This window comes from Rhodococcus sp. MSC1_016, from assembly GCF_023667485.2.
Lineage (GTDB): Bacteria > Actinomycetota > Actinomycetes > Mycobacteriales > Mycobacteriaceae > Rhodococcus_F > Rhodococcus_F oxybenzonivorans.
On sequence record NZ_JAMOZI020000001.1, the window covers coordinates 2,364,168 to 2,383,349 of the forward strand.

General features: G+C 65.5%; 19 protein-coding genes. 7 read left to right on the forward strand and 12 right to left on the reverse strand.

Annotated elements, in window-relative coordinates; all coding sequences use genetic code 11:
- Positions 1 to 154: 154 nt before the first annotated feature.
- The gene (locus L1080_RS11020) at positions 155 to 487 is read right to left on the reverse strand and encodes a hypothetical protein (RefSeq protein WP_109329829.1); all 333 of its coding nucleotides are present in this window, start codon (positions 485 to 487) and stop codon (positions 155 to 157) included.
- Positions 488 to 659: 172 nt separating this feature from the next.
- On the opposite strand from L1080_RS11020, the gene L1080_RS11025 reads away from it, so the two are divergent.
- Positions 660 to 998, forward strand: coding sequence for an RNA polymerase-binding protein RbpA (locus tag L1080_RS11025; RefSeq protein WP_005255751.1), 339 nt, complete (start codon positions 660 to 662; stop codon positions 996 to 998).
- Between the two features lie 534 nt (positions 999 to 1,532).
- On the opposite strand, the gene L1080_RS11030 is transcribed toward L1080_RS11025, so the two are convergent.
- Entirely contained in the window at positions 1,533 to 2,468 is a 936-nt protein-coding gene (locus L1080_RS11030) for an RNA polymerase sigma-70 factor (RefSeq protein ID WP_159922292.1), read from the reverse strand.
- 150 nt (positions 2,469 to 2,618) lie between these two features.
- Between L1080_RS11030 and L1080_RS11035 the strand changes: the two genes are divergently transcribed.
- Positions 2,619 to 3,104 carry a carboxymuconolactone decarboxylase family protein gene (locus L1080_RS11035; RefSeq protein WP_109329809.1) on the forward strand — a complete coding sequence of 162 codons (486 nt, stop codon included), beginning with the start codon at positions 2,619 to 2,621 and terminating at the stop codon, positions 3,102 to 3,104.
- 119 nt (positions 3,105 to 3,223) lie between these two features.
- Entirely contained in the window at positions 3,224 to 3,646 is a 423-nt protein-coding gene (locus L1080_RS11040; RefSeq protein WP_213572140.1) for a hypothetical protein, read from the forward strand.
- Between the two features lie 36 nt (positions 3,647 to 3,682).
- Here L1080_RS11040 and helR read toward each other — a convergent pair whose 3' ends face one another.
- From helR to L1080_RS11065, 5 genes are all read right to left on the reverse strand, one after another.
- Positions 3,683 to 5,821 (reverse strand): RNA polymerase recycling motor ATPase HelR, encoded by a 2,139-nt coding sequence (helR, locus tag L1080_RS11045; protein WP_250768601.1) that lies wholly within the window; start codon positions 5,819 to 5,821, stop codon positions 3,683 to 3,685.
- Between the two features lie 5 nt (positions 5,822 to 5,826).
- Positions 5,827 to 7,056 carry a glycosyltransferase gene (locus L1080_RS11050; RefSeq protein WP_250768203.1) on the reverse strand — a complete coding sequence of 410 codons (1,230 nt, stop codon included), beginning with the start codon at positions 7,054 to 7,056 and terminating at the stop codon, positions 5,827 to 5,829.
- Positions 7,057 to 7,256: 200 nt separating this feature from the next.
- Complete coding sequence (locus L1080_RS11055; protein WP_159922284.1) at positions 7,257 to 8,765, reverse strand: carboxyl transferase domain-containing protein; 1,509 nt, start codon at positions 8,763 to 8,765, stop codon at positions 7,257 to 7,259.
- Entirely contained in the window at positions 8,765 to 9,961 is a 1,197-nt protein-coding gene (locus tag L1080_RS11060; RefSeq protein WP_250768205.1) for a CaiB/BaiF CoA transferase family protein, read from the reverse strand. The genes L1080_RS11055 and L1080_RS11060 overlap by 1 nt, the downstream gene beginning before the upstream one ends.
- 160 nt (positions 9,962 to 10,121) lie before the next feature.
- Positions 10,122 to 11,486: an SLC13 family permease gene (locus L1080_RS11065; RefSeq protein ID WP_159922280.1), complete on the reverse strand. Its 1,365-nt coding sequence runs from the start codon at positions 11,484 to 11,486 to the stop codon at positions 10,122 to 10,124.
- A gap of 197 nt (positions 11,487 to 11,683) precedes the next feature.
- On the opposite strand from L1080_RS11065, the gene L1080_RS11070 reads away from it, so the two are divergent.
- The 3 genes from L1080_RS11070 to L1080_RS11080 all read left to right on the forward strand — a co-directional run bounded on the left by L1080_RS11070 (position 11,684) and on the right by L1080_RS11080 (position 14,190).
- The gene (locus tag L1080_RS11070) at positions 11,684 to 12,379 is read left to right on the forward strand and encodes a FadR/GntR family transcriptional regulator (protein ID WP_159922278.1); all 696 of its coding nucleotides are present in this window, start codon (positions 11,684 to 11,686) and stop codon (positions 12,377 to 12,379) included.
- Positions 12,380 to 12,579: 200 nt separating this feature from the next.
- The gene (locus L1080_RS11075; protein WP_159922275.1) at positions 12,580 to 13,041 is read left to right on the forward strand and encodes a MerR family transcriptional regulator; all 462 of its coding nucleotides are present in this window, start codon (positions 12,580 to 12,582) and stop codon (positions 13,039 to 13,041) included.
- Between the two features lie 108 nt (positions 13,042 to 13,149).
- Complete coding sequence (locus L1080_RS11080; RefSeq protein WP_250768207.1) at positions 13,150 to 14,190, forward strand: NAD(P)-dependent alcohol dehydrogenase; 1,041 nt, start codon at positions 13,150 to 13,152, stop codon at positions 14,188 to 14,190.
- 67 nt (positions 14,191 to 14,257) lie between these two features.
- Here the strand turns inward: L1080_RS11080 and L1080_RS11085 are convergent, their stop codons facing one another.
- Positions 14,258 to 15,430 (reverse strand): epoxide hydrolase family protein, encoded by a 1,173-nt coding sequence (locus L1080_RS11085; protein ID WP_250768209.1) that lies wholly within the window; start codon positions 15,428 to 15,430, stop codon positions 14,258 to 14,260.
- Positions 15,431 to 15,512: 82 nt separating this feature from the next.
- Here L1080_RS11085 and L1080_RS11090 point away from each other — a divergent pair, with 82 nt between their 5' ends.
- Positions 15,513 to 16,088 carry a CGNR zinc finger domain-containing protein gene (locus tag L1080_RS11090; protein ID WP_250768211.1) on the forward strand — a complete coding sequence of 192 codons (576 nt, stop codon included), beginning with the start codon at positions 15,513 to 15,515 and terminating at the stop codon, positions 16,086 to 16,088.
- Between the two features lie 46 nt (positions 16,089 to 16,134).
- Here L1080_RS11090 and L1080_RS11095 read toward each other — a convergent pair whose 3' ends face one another.
- The 4 genes from L1080_RS11095 to L1080_RS11110 all read right to left on the reverse strand — a co-directional run bounded on the left by L1080_RS11095 (position 16,135) and on the right by L1080_RS11110 (position 19,023).
- Positions 16,135 to 16,572 carry a hypothetical protein gene (locus L1080_RS11095; RefSeq protein ID WP_159922267.1) on the reverse strand — a complete coding sequence of 146 codons (438 nt, stop codon included), beginning with the start codon at positions 16,570 to 16,572 and terminating at the stop codon, positions 16,135 to 16,137.
- A gap of 52 nt (positions 16,573 to 16,624) precedes the next feature.
- The gene (locus L1080_RS11100; protein WP_459030858.1) at positions 16,625 to 17,149 is read right to left on the reverse strand and encodes a pentapeptide repeat-containing protein; all 525 of its coding nucleotides are present in this window, start codon (positions 17,147 to 17,149) and stop codon (positions 16,625 to 16,627) included.
- A 733-nt stretch (positions 17,150 to 17,882) separates the two neighbouring features.
- Positions 17,883 to 18,374, reverse strand: coding sequence for an SRPBCC family protein (locus L1080_RS11105; RefSeq protein WP_250768214.1), 492 nt, complete (start codon positions 18,372 to 18,374; stop codon positions 17,883 to 17,885).
- A gap of 244 nt (positions 18,375 to 18,618) precedes the next feature.
- Complete coding sequence (locus tag L1080_RS11110; protein ID WP_159922261.1) at positions 18,619 to 19,023, reverse strand: hypothetical protein; 405 nt, start codon at positions 19,021 to 19,023, stop codon at positions 18,619 to 18,621.
- Between the last annotated feature and the right edge of the window lie 159 nt (positions 19,024 to 19,182).

Sequence of the window (19,182 nt, forward strand, 5' to 3'; positions counted from 1 at the left end):
GTCCGCCACGCTGTACTGATCGTGCTTCACGCGTGGGTCCGGTGTGCGTCGATTCGTGATGTTCGTGCCGGAATCGCCATCGATCTGCGACGGCGACCCGGATGGGGCCGGTCGAGCAGGATGCGCAGCACTTCCCGCTGCCCGTGGCCGGGCCTCAGCGGAAGCGTTCGGCCTCACGTGCAAGGTGCAGGAGGTCGGCGCACAACGACTCCAGCTCATGGGCCGCCGCACCTTCGGCAACGGCTGTCGCCACGTCCTCGGCCGCACAACGAACCTGGAAGATCCGGTCGACCATGGCGGAGGCTTCCTCGGCGGTGAGCACCACGGCATCCGCGGGAATACTCGTGCCCTTGACCTGAGTGCGCTGCTCGTACGCTCGCTGCCGGCACGATTGGCGGCAATACCGGCGGCGTCGCCCCATCCCGGACTCCGCGACTTCCCGGCCGCACCACACGCACGAGTCGGGTCTGCGGGATGCGCCGGTCATGGTCCACCACCTTACTGCGCGACCCCTCGATGCCCGCCCGGTAAGATGGCGAGGTTGCATCTGCGCGGCGTGCGGGAACCAATCGGGAAGCCGTGGCGTTGTAGATGAGTGTGAACGCTTGGCTGCTGTCCAGGCGTGCTCGCGCGGAGACGATCGAGGAGAGGACACAACCATGGCAGATCGCGTACTTCGAGGGAGTCGACTCGGAGCGGTGAGCTACGAGACCGACCGTGACCACGACCTCGCACCCCGTCGGATGGCCAAGTACCGGTGCGACAACGGTGAGGTGTTCGACATCCCGTTCGCGGACGACGCCGAGATCCCGGGCACGTGGCTCTGCCGCAACGGCCTGGAGGGCACCCTGGTCGAGGGCACCGCACCCGAGGCCAAGAAGGTCAAGCCGCCGCGTACCCACTGGGACATGCTGCTCGAGCGTCGCTCCAAGGAAGAACTGGAAGAGCTGCTCAAGGAGCGTCTCGACCTGCTCAAGGCCAAGCGACGCGGAGCCTGATACAGGCTGCTCCACGATACGAACGCCGTCCCGGCTCGACTGGGGCGGCGTTTGCTGTGTCTGCGCCGTCCTCGATGTGGGATCAGTGGCTGGTACCAGGGTGGGCATGGGTTGGCTGCTATAGGTCGTTGGCGTGGCGACAGTCGCGACAGGACTCATCCACGTACTCCGATCTGCTGGAACGCAGGCGCGTTACATTCCGGGCACACAAACCGAGAGTCACGCCCCGAACACGCAGTCGAAGAACACCACGTATGACCGACCACCCGACTTCTCAGCTCGAGAGGTAGGTCACATGACCGCTCTCAATCTACTATTCGGTACGGCGGAGTCAAGGGTTTGGTTTCAATTTCAAGCAGGACGGGCCGCCCGGATCGCCCTGGCGCCGCGCCGACAAAAGATGAGGGTGCACCAGCCCGTTTCCCCTGCAACGCGCCGCCGCGTGTGGTATTTCCCGTCGGCGCCTCGTTCAAACCTTTCGGTCTGTTCGGCGTATCGATCGATTCATCAGAGGTACTCGGGCCCTTTGACGCCTCAGCGGCTCACCGGGTTCTCCTGCTCGACGCGTGAGAGCTTCTCGGGATTGCGCACGACGTAGAGCCCGGTGATCATGCCGTCGTCCATCCGCACGGCCACGACGTCGTCGATCTCACCGTCGAGCCGGACGATCAGAGCTGGGCAGCCATTGATCTGCACCGGCTCGACCGACACCTGGCCGTCGATCCGCGGCAGGCCGGCCGCCAGCAGGCGACCCACTTTGTCGGCCCCCACGATCGGTCGCGGCACAGCCTGCTTGACCCCGCCGCCGTCACCCAAGAGGACGACGTCGGGTGCGAGCAGGTCGAGCAGGCTCTGCAGATCACCCGTCTCGAGTGCCCGCTGGAACGCCTCGAGTGCGCCTCGGGATTCGGCCGGGGACACGACGCCGCGCGGTCGGCGCGCCGCGACATGTCCCCGCGCCCGGTGCGCGATCTGGCGGACAGCGTCCGGGCTCTTGCCGACGGCCTCCGCGATCTCGCCGTACTCGAGATCGAACACCTCACGCAGCACGAACACCGCCCGCTCGGTCGGCGCGAGCGTCTCGAGCACCAGCAGCATCGCCATGGACACGCTGTCGGCCAACTCGACGTCCTCGGCCACATCGGGTGCGGTCAGCAGCGGCTCGGGCAACCACTGGCCGACGTACGACTCCTTGCGCCGACTGAGCGTCCGCAGCCTGAGGAGGGCCTGGCGGGTGGTGATCCGGACCAGGTATGCACGCTGATTGCGGACGGCGTCGAGATCGACGCCTGCCCAGCGCAGCCAGGTTTCCTGGAGGACGTCTTCCGCGTCGGTGGCCGAGCCGAGCATCTCGTAGGCAACGGTGAACAGCAGGTTGCGGTGGGCGACGAACGCGTCGGTAGCGGGATCCGAATGATCATCCTGGCTCCCGCCACGATCTGCGGGCGTGGTCTGCGACGTGCCGGCCATGGGTGGCTCCTCTTCTCTGTCGTTTTGTGTCACACACCAGACACCGGACGCCGCCGTTTTGTGACATCCGAAACATGTGTCACAACGGTCGGGTGGCCGGCATCTCATGTTCGTACAGATCAGCACGACACCACGAGTGAGGACGAAGTCATGGATGCCCGATTCGACCTGTTCGACAATGAGATTGCCATGAAGTTCGCCAAGCGGTTCGCGAACGCGGCCCTGGTGATCGACCAATCGCCGCTGCCGAAGGCCACCCAGCACCTGGTCGAGATCCGGGCCAGCCAGATCAACGGCTGTGGTTTTTGCACCGACATGCACACCAAGGATGCTGCGGCCGCCGGCGAGACCCCGATCCGGCTCAATCTGGTCGCCGCCTGGCGCGAGGCCACCGTGTTCACCGAGGCCGAGCGGGCCGCGCTGGCACTCGCAGAAGAGGGCACCCGGCTCGCCGACGCCCACCACGGCGTGTCCGACGAGACCTGGTCGCAGGTGCGCAAGTACTACGACGACGACCAGATCGCCGCGCTGGTGTCCCTGGTGGCCCTGATCAATGCCGCCAACCGGATCAACGTGATCGTGCGTAATCCGGCCGGGTCCTACGAACCCGGCATGTTCGCCAGTATGACGAGCTGACCGGCAGACCCAATACCTGGTGAAGGGTCGCCAGCCACTCGGCGATCCTTCACCGGACCGGAAAAACCGACTAGCGCGGTTCCTGGTAGCAGACGACCACATCCGAGTACCGTCGTGGCATGGGTGACGAGGCAATCGACCCCGAAGCGGCGTATGAAGCCCTTTCCGCCGGCGCGCGCCTCGCCCTGCTGCGAAACCCGGAAGGCATAATGCCGCCGCAATTCATCGGTCAGGTGATGACCGTGTGCGGAAACTCGTGCGTCGCGGCTATCAGTGGTAAAGCCGATTCGGTACCGCAGATCGCGCTTCTGCAGGGACCACTCTCGGACTACCTCGCCCACTGCAGATGCGCCCTCGACACGTGGTGGAACTCGTTGACGCCGCCACTGCGGGCCGGCATCCGGTGTCGCGAAGCGATACCCGAAACGCTGCCACTGCAACTACCCGACCACTCTCCCTGGGCTGACGTGTCCACACCCTGCTCTCCCCTGTTGGTGCGCGACTATCTGGAATTGCAGGCGACTGGCGGCGAACTGATGTAGTCCTAAGGCAGCTCCCCTGCCTGTGGTCGGCCGGCGTCAGGAACTCGTGAGGATGACGAGTTGCCGGGTTGCCCGCGTCATGGCGACGTAGCGGTCGACGGCTCCTTCGATCCCCTCACCGAACGACGCCGGGTCGACCAGAATGACGAGGTCGAACTCGAGCCCCTTCGACAGCTCCGGCGTCAGCGACCGGATACGCGACGTCGACCGGAAAGCGGGATCGCCTATGACGCATGCGATCCCGTCGGAGTTCGATTCGAGCCAGGCGTCGAGGATCGAGCCCAGCTCCGACGTGGATCCGTGTACGACGGGGTTGCCGCTGCTGCGGATCGATGTCGGCACGTTGGCGTCCGGGAGGAAGGTACGGATGACCGGTTCGGCTACCGTCATGATCTCTTCCGGGGTCCGGTAGTTGATGCTCAGTGCGGCGAGGTCGATCCGATCGAACCCGATCCGCCCGAGCCGTTCGTGCCACGACTCGGTGAACCCGTGCCGGGCCTGGGCCCGGTCCCCGACGATGGTGAAGCTGCGGGACGGGCAGCGCAGCAACAACATCTGCCACTCCGCGTCCGTCAGTTCCTGAGCCTCGTCCACCACGATGTGCGCGAACGGTCCGGCGAGCAAGTCCGGGTCGGAGCTCGGCAGAGCGGTCTCGTCGACCAGGGACTGCTGCAGATCCTGGCCCCGCAGCATCGACATCACGAGCATTTCCGAGTCGTCGGCCGCGATCAGGTCGTCGACGACGTCACTCATGCGCGCGCGTTCGGCAGCGACGGAGGCGTCGTACCGACGTCGGCGTCGTGACGCCTCCGGGTCCCCGAGCCGCTGCCGTGCCGCGTCCAACAGTGGCAGGTCGGACACCGTCCAATTCTGGGTGTCCGCGCGTTGCAACTTCCGAATCTCGTCGTCGCTGAGCCAGGGTGCGCACTTGCGCAGGTAGGCGGGCACCGACCACAGGTCTGCGACGAGGTCGGCGGCTTCGACCAGGGTCCATGCGTTGTCGAGGGTTGCACGTAATTCGTCGTTCTGCTGCAACGACTTCCGGAGTTGGGCGGCTGGGACGTCACCGTCGTACTTGTCGATCAGGATCGTGAGCAACAGCTCCCAGATCTGCTCCCGCGCCTCGTTGTGCGGAGTGCCGGGTTCCGGCGCTGCGAATGCCTCGGCCCAGTCGTCGGCGCTCAACCAGAGGTCGGTCCAGTCGGTCGCCACCGTCATGCCCTCGGTGGGCGGCTCCTCGTAGAACTCGACGGCCGCACCGATCGCTTTCACCAGATCGCCGGACGACTTCAGGCGCGCCACCTCCGGATCCTGCTCGACCCGGGCGGCGGCGCTCTCGGTGACGAGGTCGCGCAGGGTGCACAGCTGGACGCCCTCTTCGCCGAGGCTGGGCAGGACGTCGGCGACGTAGGCCAGGTAGGGCTCGTGTGGTCCGACGAACAGCACCCCGTGACGGAGTCGGGGGTCGGAGTAGAGCAGGTACGCGGCGCGGTGCAGAGCGACGACGGTCTTACCTGTACCCGGGCCGCCGTCGACGACGAGGGCCCCGCTCGATCCCGCGCGGATGATGGCGTCCTGGTCGGCCTGGATGGTGCCGAGCACGTCTCGCATTCGGGCAGTCCGGTTGCTGCCGAGGCTGGCGATGAACGCGGACTGGTCGTCGAGCGCCGCGTTCCCTTCGAACCCGTCCGGCGTGAACACCTCGTCCCAGTAATCGCTGATCCGCCCGCGGGTCCAGCGATACCTGCGACGGCGGGTCAGGCCCAGCGGGTTGGCGTGGGTGGCCCCGAAGAACGGCTCGGCCGCGGGCGAACGCCAGTCGACCAGCAGCTGATTGCCCGCGCTGTCCATGAGGCCGAGGCGTCCGACATACACGGGCTCGGGGTTGTCGGCGCTGACGATGTGTCCGAGGCACAGGTCCAAGCCGAAGCGGCGCAAGGCGCGCAGCTGAGCGTTCAGCTCGTGAACCATCATGTCCCGCTCCATCGCCTCCTGGCCCAGACGGCGGGGCGCCTTGCGTTCAGCATCGATGCGGCGGGACAGGTCGGCGATGGACTGTTCGAGGCTTTCTGCGATCGCGGCGAAGTGCCGCTCGTCCCCGGCGATCAGCGCCGGGTCGGCCTTGGCCGTGAGATGGTCGGGAAGGTCGAATGCCGTAGTAGTCAAGGGGTTCACAGTCATCAGCTCCGATCCGTTGGTCGGTCAATCGTGTCGAGCAGCAGTGTCGCGGCGACCGCTGCCCCGTCCGTGCGGATCGTGCCCGCCACGGCGGCCGCCCGCGCTCTGGTCTGAGGAGTCAGCGCCGCCGTGAGTGCTGCCGACAGCGACTCGAAGGTCGGAACCGGACCGTCGTGCGCTGCGCCGATACCCATAGCGGCCACTCGTCCGGCCCAGTACGGCTGGTCCACCACCTGCGGTACCACCACCTGTGGCGCGCCTGCCCGCGTGGCCGTCGTCGTCGTTCCAGCGCCGCCGTGGTGCACGACGGCGGCTACCCGGGTGAACAGTGCCTGCTGGTTGACCTCGCCGACGGCGAAGCAGTCGTCGAGGTCGTCGATCAGCGCCAGGTTCGCCCAGCCCCGACCGACGAGTGCGCGGCGCCCCTGCGCGCGAATCGCCTCGATGGCCACCCTGGCGGCGTCCTTCGCCGCTCCCATGGGCATGCTGCCGAAGCCCACATACACCGGCGGTGTGCCGGCGTCCAGAAATGCCACCAAGTCGGCAGGAAGTGGGCGGTCGTCGGGCGGGATCCACGCGCCGGTCTGGACGACGTCGAGATCTGACGTCCGCCGCCACGGGTCCAGAATCGGGTCCGTCGCGAGCCACGGCCGGTCGCCGAAGACGTAGTCGCGGACGTGGCGTACCGGGGGCAGGCCGATCGACGCCCGGTTGGTGTCGAGCGCCTCACCGAAAAGCGCATCGATGCTCTGAACGTCCAGGTCCCACAGTGTCCGGTTGTCCGTCACATCCGGCGGGAACGACCGGCCCGGATACGCCAGCGGCGGGCGATGCGGTGATGGCAAGGTGAGCTGCTGAAAGGTCACGGACACGGACGGAATTCCCAATTTCTCGGCCACCGACAACGCACCAGCCGCCGCAGGCATCACACCGGTCGCGACCAACCCGTCACATCCCTCGGCAGCAGCAGTAACCGCCTCGAACTGAGCGGCGATCAACTCGGCCGCGCGCCGGGGCAGGTCCGCCGAAGACGGTGCCGCGGTCGTCAGCGCACGTGCCGACTGCCCGACGGGCACCATCGATACGCCGACACCAGCCAGGCGCTGCGCGAAGTCCTCGTCCGGCGGCGCGCACACCCGCACCTCCGTGCCGAGGTCCTGCAACTGCACCACGAGTCCCACCAACGGTTCGACATCACCGCGCGACCCATACGTCGACAACAACACACGCACTCCATGTCCCCCAATTCCGCCGGTTCCGGCTCAGGCCGGTAAGTGTGCGGCACAACCCGGGCCTTGCCGCAAGACCCCGGGTGCGCTATACATTGAAAGTGGAAGAGAGTTCGTCTCTTTCCCTCTCGTCCGATGCGGACGCACATCTTCCCCCGAAAACCGCGGTGCCGGGGATCCGATCGGGATCCCCGGCACCGTGGTCATGCAGGTGCGGGCTGCAACAGACCGATCCGGTCGAATCGCTCCGCACGGTCGGAGAGTCGTTGGGTGGCGTCTGCCGCGTCGAGGAGCGACAGCTCGCGGTGGAGTGCGGCACCGACGCGAGTGCAGAATGCCGTGGATTCTTCTGCGGCATCAGGATATTCGGGAATTATCTCGTCCACGATGCCATTCGCGAGGAGATCTGACGATCGGATTCCCTGTCGGGCGGCCATGTCCGGGGCGTGCGCGATGTCGTGGTGCAGAATTGCGCTCGCCCCTTCGGGTGGCAGGGGGGACAGCCAGCCGTGTCGGGCCGCGAGCACCCGGTCGGCCGGGATCAACGCAAGCGCGCCGCCGCCGGTGCCCTGCCCGAGCAGCAGAGAGATGGTCGGGACGTCGAGTGAGACCATGTCGGCGATGCAGCGGGCGATCTCACCGGCGAGGCCGCCTTCTTCCGCCTCCTTCGACAACGCCGCACCCGCGGTGTCGATGACGGTCACCAACGGTAGATTCAGTTCCGCCGCCAGCCGCATTCCCCGGCGCGCCTCCCGCAGCGCGCCCGGGCCGAGTGGTGACCGCGTGGTCTGACCTCGGCGGTCCTGCCCGAGCAGGACGCACGGCATGTCACCGAACCGGACGAGAGCAAGGATGAGACCTGGATCGTTCTCGCCCTGACCGGTCCCGTTGAGCGGCAGGACATCCGACGCGGAGTGGAACATCACCTCCCGCACACCGGGCCGGTCCTCGCGGCGGGAGGCGACCACCGACTCCCACGCGGACAGTTCGGGCTGGGTTCCGTGGACTGGGGCGTCAGCGAGCGACGGCCGGCCACCGCGGCGGGAGGTGATGATGCGCAGTGCGCGGTCGACGATTTCGGCGAGTTGGTCCGGCGGCCGCACCGCGTCGATGAGTCCGTGCGCGTGGAGGTTCTCGGCGGTCTGGACGCCCGCCGGGAACGGCGACTCGTACAGCGCCTCGTACACGCGGGGTCCGAGGAAACCGACGAGCGCTCCCGGTTCCGCAATGGTGACGTGGCCCAGGGAACCCCAGGACGCGAACACTCCACCGGTCGTGGGACTCCGGAGGTACACGAGATACGGCAGATGCGCTTCCTTGTGCTTGACCACTGCCGCCGTGATCTTGACCATCTGCAGGAACGCGGTCGTCCCCTCCTGCATCCGCGTGCCGCCCGACGTGGGCAGAGCGAGCAGCGGAAGACGCTCGCGGGTGGCGCGGCGGATCGCGGCGACCAGCCGCTCCCCCGCGGCCACGCCGATGGAGCCGCCGAGGAAACCGAACTCGCAGACCAGGATCGCCGTTCGACGGCCGCGGATGGTGCCTACCCCGGTCAGGACAGCCTCGTCGAGGCCGGTTCTCTCCTGTGCGCGCTGCAGTTCGTCGGCGTACTCGCAGTCCCCCGAAACCTGAATCGGAGGGGTGTCCCACGACTCCCAGGTGCCGTCGTCGACCACGAGATCGAGCAGTTCGCGAGCGGTCAGGCGTGCCATCAGCTGCACTCCTTCAGCCACGACAGCACGCTGTCGGTGTCGGCGCCGAGAACCGGTGGTGCGGTGTGCCGGGTCTCGGTGACCTCGGTGCCGTCCGGTTCGAAGAATCGCAGTGGCGGGCCGGGCAATGTGATGGTTCCGAGGGTGCGGTGGTCGACGTCGACGAGCAGTCCCTGCGACTTGGTCTGCTCCCATTCGTAGACCTCGGAGATCGTCCGGACCCGTCCGGCAGGTACGCCCATGCGGTCGAGTTCGATGAGAAGTTCGTCGCTGGTGTACGCGCCGAACGCATCCTCCACCAATTCCAGGACCTGCTTGTGATTCTCGACGCGTTCGGCATTCGTGGCCACTCCGGGGGCGTCCGGGTCGAGGTGGAAGCCCGCGCAGAACCGCTGCCACAGTCCTTCACTGCCCACCGAGATCTGCACGGCGCCGTCGGCGGTGCGAAACAGCCCGTAGGGCGAAATCGAGGGATGGTGGTTGCCCTGCGCCTCGCCGATTTCACCCGCGACGGTCCACTTCGTGCCCTGGAAGGCGTGCACGCCGACGACACTGGCCAGCAATGACGTTCGCACGACGCGACCCCGTCCCGTGCGCTCACGCTCCTGCAGGGCCGCGACGACACCGAACGCTCCGTACATGCCGGCGAGCAGGTCCGCGATCGGAACACCGACACGCTGAACCTCGTCGGGATTGGGTCCGGTGAGCGACATCAGTCCCGCTTCGCCCTGGGCAATCTGGTCGTACCCCGCACGACCGCCTTCGGGACCGTCGTGACCGAAACCGCTGATCGACAGGACAACCAGGCGCGGGTTCAGCTCCGCGAGACGTTCGGTCGTGAACCCCAACCGGTCGAGGACACCGGTGCGGAAGTTCTCCATCAGGACGTCGGCGCACCGAACGAGAGACTCGAGAGTCCCGCGGCCGTCGTCCGTCTTCAGGTCGAGAGTGATCGACTTCTTGTTCCGGTTCGCGGACAGGAAGTACGTCGACTCCCGTTCGGCGTCGGCCGGCTCCACGAAGGGCGGCCCCCACCCGCGGGTGTCGTCGCCGCCGCGCGGGGTCTCGACCTTGATGACATCCGCGCCGAGGTCGCCGAGCATCATCGCCGCGTGCGGACCCGCAAGTGCGCGGGTCAGATCGACGACGACCACTCCCTGCAGCGGACCTGTGCGCTCCATCGTTTTCGTGGACATGTGAAACCACCGTTACTTTCTGGCGAGAGCCGAGAGAGCTGGACTGTTGGTTCAGTGGGCTAGTGGACTAGCCAATTAAATGAAACATCTGATCCGGCTGATGTCAAGAGAGAAAATTCGCCGTGGCCTGCGAAGAGGCAGCGGATCTACCCGATTACGGTCAGAGCCAGCCGGGCACCACAAGAATCGCCCACGCCGCGAGTGGGCCGATCGCGACGACGAGGGCGCTGTATTTCAGGATCTGCTTGTAGAACCGGTCTCGATCGACGTTCTGCGCGTTGGCGAGGACCAGCGCACCGTTGGTCGAGAACGGGCTGACGTCCACGATGGTCGAGGAGATGGCGAGCGCGACGATCACTCCCACCGCACCGACCTCACCGGCGAGCAGGAACGGAACTGCTAGCGGAATGGTCGCACCCAGAATCGCCGTGGACGACGCGAAGGCCGAGACGATGGCACCGATGTAGCAGAGGAGCAGCGCGACTAGGAGAGGCATGCCCAGGCTTGCGACCGCGTTTCCGACGTACTCGACGGTGCCCGCTTCCTGCAGCACTCCGACGAAGGTGAGGACGCCGCCGATGAGCAGCACCGTCGACCAGCTGATCTGCGCGATCGCGCCCTTCTGCGCCTTTGGCGAAGCGAGCGCCAACACGACGGCGACGGTCATCGAGATGAAGCCGACGTCCAGGTCGAGAATCAGCGAGAACACGGCGAGTGCAGCGAGGCCGACCAGTGTGAGGGCCTGATCGAACGTGACACGAGAGGGTGTCGGTGAGTCAGTAACAGTCGGCGTCGGGCGCACCTTGGTCGCGGTGGCTCCTCCCGGACCCGAGTTGCCTCCGGTCGAGGGCACTCCCCCGCCCGAGCCCTCGCCGCCGGTTCCCGCTGCGCCCTCGGGACCGTCGTCGTGCACGCTGCGCCCTATCAGGTCGCGGCCGCCGAGGAACACGAAGAGGAGCACCCCGATCGCCGCGTTGAACAGGAGACTTCCCAGAAAAAGAGTGAGCGGACTGCTGGTCAATCCGGCCTTTGATGCGATGTCGTTAACGGTGACGCCGTAGATGCTGATCGGCGAGAAACCGCCGGCCTGGGCTCCGTGCACGACCATCATGCCCATGAGCAGCGCGTTGATTTTGTAGCGGGCGGCGAAGCCGAGAGCGATCGGCGCGACGATCGCCACGGCGGCGGGGCCGAGCGCACCGATCGCGGTGAGCACCGCGGTGATCCCGAACATCACCCAAGGAATCAACGCGACACGACCCCGAACCAGCCGCACCGCCCCGCGGACCATCAGGTCGACGGTCCCGTTGTTCTGGGCGATCGCGAAGAGGTAGGTGATGCCGACCAGCGTCAGGAACAGGCTGCTGGGAAATCCGGCGATGATGTCGTCACTGCTCATGTGCAGCGACAGTGTTCCGACGAAGAAGGCGGCAACGAAGCCGAGTGCGCCCATGTTCACGGGCAGCACGGTCGCCGCCAGAAACATGACAGCGAGCGCAAGGATGGGGATCAACTCGGTCGACATGAACGTCTCCGGTTCTGTGGCAGTGGCAACTGGTCTCGGCCGCCACCGGAAAGGTGAATTGACTCAGTGGCAGATTGGCCTAGCCACTTCATAAAAGCAGTGTCGCGGATCACTGTCAACAGCAACTGTGGGTGTGGTTACACGACTTTCCGAGATACCGTGGAGTAGGTTCAGTGGAATGGAGAGTGGGTGGCCCAGTGGCTGAGCAACTGCGTCCGGTAGCGCGACCGCGGCTGTACGAGGTAATCGTCGAGCAGCTCTGTGCCCATATCGCCGACCACGAGATGACGCCGGGTGACCGACTCCCGGCGGAGCGCGAACTCGCAGCCCAGCTGGGCGTGAGCCGCGCCTCCCTGAGCCAGGCGCTCGTCGCCCTCGAGGTGCAGGGTGTGGTGTCGGTCCGGCACGGAGACGGCGCCGTGCTCGTCCGCCGGCCCATCGAGGAACGAGCGGTCAAGGCGCTACGCGAACACGCCGACCGCCTTCCCGAGGTGATCGAGGCCCGCGAGGCACTCGAGGTCAAGCTCGCCGGGCTTGCCGCCGAGCGGCGAACCGACGCGGAGATGGCGGCGATCGACGACGCACTCGCGACGATGGAATCCGAGATCGCCGCCGGCGATCGTGGCGATCTCGGTGACGAGCAGTTCCACGAGGCCATCACCGTCGCCGCACACTCGTCATTACTGGCCAAGCTGATGCGCGAAATTTCCGGACTGATCCGGGAGACTCGGATCGAATCCCTGTCCCAGGCCGAACGCCCACGAGCCTCCCTCGAGGGGCACCGGCGCATTGCGGCGGCGATTCGCGACCAGGATTCCGCAGGCGCTTCCCGTGCGATGGCCGATCACATCCGGATGGTGTCCGACGTTGCGCTGCTGCGCGAGAGCGGGTAACCGGGGCCTCCTTGCCGCCGACCGACTGCCGGTGGGTCAGGGTCCGTTCCCCGCTCGACCCGCATCACGGCGCACTCGGCCAGCGCTGTACCCGCAAGGTGCCCCATAGTGTGTGCAAGCGCCGATCGTCCGTCCACGTCCGCGGGTGTGACCCACTCAACCTTTGACTTCAAGTACTTGAAGTTCTTAGCGTTTATGTCGTGAGTGCACGAACCACCCCACGCGACTACACGATCAAGGACGCGGCCGCACTGACCGGACTTCCGGCCAGCACGCTGCGTTACTACGAGTCGGTCGGCGTGATCGCGCCGATCAGCCGTGGGGAGAGCAGTAGACACAGGGTCTACGACGAGAACGACTTGGGACAGCTGTTGGCAATCGCGTGCCTGGCGGCAACCGGGATGTCGGTCAGCGACATGAAAGAGTACGTCGCCAACGCACAACTCGGGGCCGGGGCCGCACCCGCACAGATCGAATTGCTGACCCAACGCCGGCAGCAACTTGCAGTCGAGGCCCGGCAGATGGCACTCCGCCAACGTTACGTCGACCTGAAGATCGACTACTGGCGCGCGATCGACGCGGGCGACGAAGCCCGTGCCACGCTCCTCGCGGCCGAGGCGAGTGCATTGGCTGACGACCTCAAGAACACCAAGAAGCGATAGTCCACACCCCGCACGCCCGGTGCTCGCCCGTAGACGGATGCGTCACCGGTCACGCGACCCTGCCCTACTCACTACCGAAGTGACCCCAGAGAAGAAGGAAGATTTGCCATGCGCGTCCACGCGTACGCCGCTCCCGCCGCGGGCCAGCCGCTGGTTCCAACGACCATCGAGCGCCGCGACGTCGGCTCCCACGACGTCCTCATCGAGATTCAGTACGCCGGCATCTGTCACTCCGACATCCACACCGTCAACGGCGACTGGGGTCCGCAACCCTTCCCGGTCGTGCCCGGCCACGAAATCGTCGGCACCGTCGCCGAGGTCGGCGCCGACGTCACACGCCACAAAATCGGTGACCGTGTGGGCGTCGGCTGCATGGTCAACTCCTGCGGCCGGTGCATCAACTGCCAGGGCGGCGACGAGCAGTACTGCACCGACGGCATGGTCCCCACCTACGCCGGCGTAGACCGTGACGGCACCACCACCCAGGGCGGTTACTCCACCCACGTCGTCGTTAATGCCGACTATGTCCTGTCCGTCCCGGAAAGCTTGGACCCGGCTGCCGCGGCTCCCCTGCTGTGCGCCGGAATCACCACCTACGCCCCGCTGCGCCGCTGGGGTGCCGGTCCCGGCAAGAAAGTTGCCATCGTCGGCCTCGGCGGGCTCGGGCACATGGCCGTCAAAATCGCCCACGCCCTCGGCGCCGAGGTTACCGTGCTGTCCCAGTCGCTGAAGAAGCACGAGGACGGACTCCGCCTCGGCGCCGACGCGTACTACGCCACCTCCGACCCCAGCACCTTCGAGCAGCTCGCCGGTCGGTTCGACCTCATCGTCAACACGGTCAGCGCCGCCATCGACCTCAACGCCTACCTCGGACTCCTCGCCGTCGACGGTTCCCTGGTCAATGTCGGTGCCCCCGCCGAGCCGCTCAGCCTGAACGTGATGTCGCTGATCGGCGGCCGTCGCAACTTCGCCGGGTCGATGATCGGCGGCATCGCCCTGACCCAGGAGATGCTCGACTTCTGCGCCGAGCACGGCATCGGATCCGACATCGAAGTGATCCCCGCCGACCAGATCAACGAGGCTTACGAGCGGGTCCTCGCCTCAGACGTCCGATACCGGTTCGTCATCGACACCGCCACCCTGAACTGACCAACGTGAACGCCCGCCGGACGAGGCGGGCGTTCACCCGCACATCACACACCGGCAACCGGCCGCCTCACCGATTAGCGGCCAGCACTGCCGCGAGGCCTTCTTGTAGATCCTTGACGAAATACGCGGGAACCTCCAGCGACGGAAAATGTCCCCCGGTTTCGGGCGACCTCCATCGGACGATCTGTCGGTACCGCTCCTGCGCCCAAGGGCGCGGACACTTCTCGATGTCGCGGGGATACATACTGATTGCTGACGGGACGTCGACCCGAAGTTCGGGGTCGAGCGAGTTGTGGCTTTCGTAGTAAATGCGGGCCGACGATGCGCCGGTCCGTGTCAGCCAATACAGGGTGACGTCGTCAAGAACACTGTCTCTCGAAATCGTCTCGAACGGGCTGTCTTCGGTGTCTGTCCACTCCGCGAATTTGTCAAGGATCCAGGCAAGAAGTCCGACTGGTGAGTCGACGAGCGAGTACCCGATGGTCTGCGGTCGGGTCGCCTGCTGCTTCGCGTAGGCCGCGTGGTGGCGCCAGAAATCGCGGGTTTCCTCGGTCCATGTGCGCTCGTCCGCCGTCAGCCCGTCCGTTGTCAACCCGGGCGGTGCCTGCGCGGTCGTCGTGTGGATGCCTAGAACGTGCGCGGGGAACCTGCCGCCGAGGACGGTCGTGATCACACCTCCCCAGTCGCCCCCGTGGGCTACGAACCTGCCGTAGCCGAGCCTTCCCATCAGCTCCACCCATGCGGCCGCGATCTTTTCGGTTCCCCACCCGGTGGTGGCCGGTTTGTCGCTGTAACCGAATCCTGGTAACGACGGGACCACGACGTGGAACGCCGGCGCGCCAGGATTCTTCGGATCTGCCAGCTCGTCTACAACATCAATGAACTCGGCAATGCTGCCTGGCCAGCCGTGCGTCAAGATCAAAGGCGTGGCATCCGCGCGCGCAGATCGGCGGTGCAGGAAGTGGATCCCCAGATCATCAATGCTCGTGCGGAACTGGCCGATCCCGTTAAGGCGCGCTTCGAACGACCGCCAGTTATACCCGGTGCGCCAGTAATCCACGACATCGACGAGGTCGGCGAGAGGTACGCCCTGTTCCCATCGGCGAGGGTCGGGCGCAGCGCGGTAGACCGTCTCAGTCTCTGGTAGCCGCGCCGCGGCTAATCGCGAGCGCAGATCGTCGAGTTCAGCGTCAGTTGCGTGGGCTTCGAATGCTTGCACGTCGCTCGTTGGACGGGACATGAGACCTCCCGATCATCGTGGAACCGGCTAAGACGGTTCTAGCACGCCCTCAGGTCAGCACGCAACCAGCTAAGGTGGTTCCATGCGTGCTGGATTTCCTGACTTTCGCCTCGGTAATGTGCTGGCGACAAGCTTCACCGGGACTCTGTCGGAGCGTCATGGCAACGCTGTCGAGCGCATTCCCACGCCGCACCGCCTCATCGACTGGTTGGCCGCGAACGGCCTCGCCGTGGACGCCTGCACCCCCGCCCAGCTCGAACTCGCTCGCGCATTGAGGGAATCAATTCACGCCGCAGCAACAGCGGCCGCAATCCACGACCCTCTCCCTGCGCCTGCTGTCCAAGTCATCAATGACTGCAGCATTCAGGGCCGAGCCGCGGCTATCCTGACGCCCGAAGGCAATCGGCGATGGCGACTTAGCTCGGCTTCCTGCGTAGAAGATGCCCTAGGCGTGATCGCCGCCGACGCCATCAGCATCATCGCAGGCGAACGAGACGGAAAATTGGCCTTGTGCGCATCGCCAACCTGCCAAGCCGCCTTCTTCGACACTAGCCAAAGTCGCACCCGCAAATGGTGTGACATGAACACGTGCGGGAATCGTCAGAAGAAAGCGCGCTTCAATGCCAACCAGCGCAAGAACTTCCACTCAGCAAAGTAACCGTCACCCTCGGCGCATCCAGATGGGCCCCACGTCTGCGACACATCTAGTGGACATGGACAGCGATAATTTCCGTGGTACGGACTCGACCACCGGCATCACCGCAGTCGCGCTCACCGTTGACGCGATGAAACGCGACGTAGAAGTGAAGATACTGGTGAGCTGCACGCCCACCGATACCGACCGAGTCGCCGAGTTTCTCACCGGCAGTCTTCGTCTCGGTGCCACGATCGTCCACCGGTAGCTCGCACCGATCACGGTTCTGCAGTGCGCCCCGCGTGCTCCGAATCCGTGTCGACAGATGTGTGAGTGCATCACGGTGCAGGAAGCTCGTCGAACACCGCGTCGCGAGGGTTTGCCGAAGGCCGCCGAGCTTCGTTGCGTCGAACAGGCCGGATAGAGGGATGGCCATGCCGTGAGCCACACCGGCGGCCAGATCGGTCAAGTGACCGGTGTCCGTAGCAAGCACGCCGACGGTCGACATCCCTCTATCCGGCGGAATAGTCTGTGACGGAACGATGTAGTCGGCCGACCGGCTACTGACTGTGCCAGTGTGCGGGAGCAGAAATACCGGTAGGCAAACGCGTTTCGCCGCTACCTCGGGCGGCGTTGATTTGAGGTTGGGTGACGTACAACGCGGCCGACAGATCGGCGCCCTCCAACCTGGCATCACGAAGATCCGCTCCGAGCAGATCAACCGCGGTGAGGTCGCTTTCCCTCAGGTCTGCGGCAATCAGGCAGGCTCCGCGTAGGTCCGCGCCGCACAATCTGCGTGCGCGCAGGTTCTTGCCGACAAGGTCCGCCCCGGAAGCGAGGCCCTTGTCCAGGTGTTCATTTTCGGCGAAGTAGGAAGCTCGAACTTCCTCACTGGTGTCGACGAGGACTGCTCTGACATCGGAATGCAGAGCATCCATATCGACCGTGAGTAGCTCGGGCAGTCCGCCACGAGTCAGTGCGGTGATGACTGAGGCGAGTTCGCGAGCTTCATGTGCAGCGTCCGGGTCATAGGTACGCGCCTGCGCCTCGAGCAGGTACCACAGCATCTCGTGCAGTTGCTTCATGACCTTGAAGGCGGCAAACATGCGTTGCTGCAAATCCGGACGCTCCCGCCAGCTGATCCCTGAGAACAATCGCTGGGATACGGCCTGGCCGGCGCCGAAACAGTCGAAAACTGTACAGCCGCGGAACCCCCGTGAGCGGAGTCCCGCGTGGACAGTGCAGGAGAACTCCGAACCGAGGTGCCGGCATGGTGTGCCGGCTGGCTTGTCCTCGGCGAAATCGACCGATCGCGAGAACCCGAACGCAGTGCAGCACAAGGCGAAACAGCTTCCGCAGTCGGCGCGCAGATCCTGACGGCGCTGAGGCGCAGGACCGGCGGTCATCGCAGAATCTCCAGCTCAGCACGGCGGAGGACGAACGGGCGCCGCCGACGCGGCATGGACATGGTTGTCGATGAAATGATCAAGTGAGCTCCAAGTGGCGATTCCAATGCAGGACAGGAGGAGGGAACCCGCCAACGGGTTCCCTCTCGAGGCACACGGAATCACCACCGCACGAAGGCGCGGCACACAATCAACGCTAAGGGTCTGGGTCACAGACGACTTATGGTAAGCACTGCACACAAAGTACCAGCTCGGCCGCGGCGACCCGCAACTCGTCCCCACCGCGCTCGCCCAGCCCGATCGCCCGAATCGGAACCTCGAGCTTCCGAGCGGTTTCCGAAAGCGGACCCCTTGCGGTGCCTCATGAGGTCACGTCCGGCTGCTCCTACTCTTCGGGAGAGCTGCTCGTAGATCAGTCCTTCGCTTCGCGGACGTCCTTTCCCTGCTCGGCGAACGCCTTGAAGTCCTGCATGTGCTGTAGCGACTGCTTGCAAAAGGAGCCGGGCATCAGGAGCCCCACCAGGCGCATCAGCAAGCCGTCGAACCGGTATTCGCTCTCGCTCACCCAGAGCGTGATCTCCGGACCCGCTTCGGTCAGCCGGTCGCGCACGGCACTCCACATGCCCTCGCCGACGATCTCGCGGTCGAAGTGAACGACGCTCCCTTTCGGGATCCCGCGCAGGTCTGCCGGTTCCCGACGCGTGATGGTCTCGGTGCCCTCGAACTTGTGCTTCCCCATCTGCATCACGACTCGCGATCTGGTACCGACCTGCCCGTGCACCCCACTCAGCGGCTCGTGCAGCACCAGACCCCGCAGCCACTTCGGCAGGTGTGCCGAGTCGGCGAGCAGCTGTACCACTGTCTCCAGAGGCAGGGCGATCTCGATCGAGACGGTGTACTTCATGGCGGAGCGCTCCTGGTTCCCGAGTAAGGAAGCCGACGCTAGCACCCTCGCTTCATACCGTGAGGTCATGGCACGTCCAACGATCTCCCGGTTGCGGTGGTCACGGCGGGATCGCCCTATCTGCGGAGGGCAAGGGCGTGTTGCGGCTGCGCCGCACCCGTCGACGTGCGGCTCGCCGAGGCGATTATCCACCACGAAGTGCGTGCCCAGTCGCGGCAAGCAAGCGCTCACAGCATCCCGTTCATCAGGTGCCCCTCAGCGATCTCGAAAACACCAAGCCGGCCCCCACCGCGGTCTGACCGATCAGCAATGCTCCGGGCAGTGCGAGTAGTTCCCATCCAGTCGCCGATGGCAGCCACAACGACGCAATGCATGCGGCGAACAACGTGACTGTGAACACCTGGCCAGCCGCGATCAGGCGTTGACCGACCGAGGTAAGTCTGCGGCGTCCAATCAGGACCAACGAAGTCGCAGCGGCCATGATGCAGACGACAAACCCGACCACCCCTGGATAGATGAACAACGGCTCGAAGGCCGGGGAACCGCCTACATCGATATATCCCTTCGTCAACAGCTGGGGAAGCACCCACACTCCGATCAGTAAGGCACACAACACACTGACGTAGGAGCAGCCGACCAAGAACCTCATCTGCGCAGGTTAGCCGGTTACGGGCTGTCAGTCCCCGACAAGCCCGGTTCCGGGCCGATCGAACAACTGGCGTGGGGGCGAGTGGCGGTCTTCGCGGGGAGGCTTCGAACTCGGTGCCGCGGAGCACGTGTGCGGCAAAGGCCTTACCACGGACGAGCC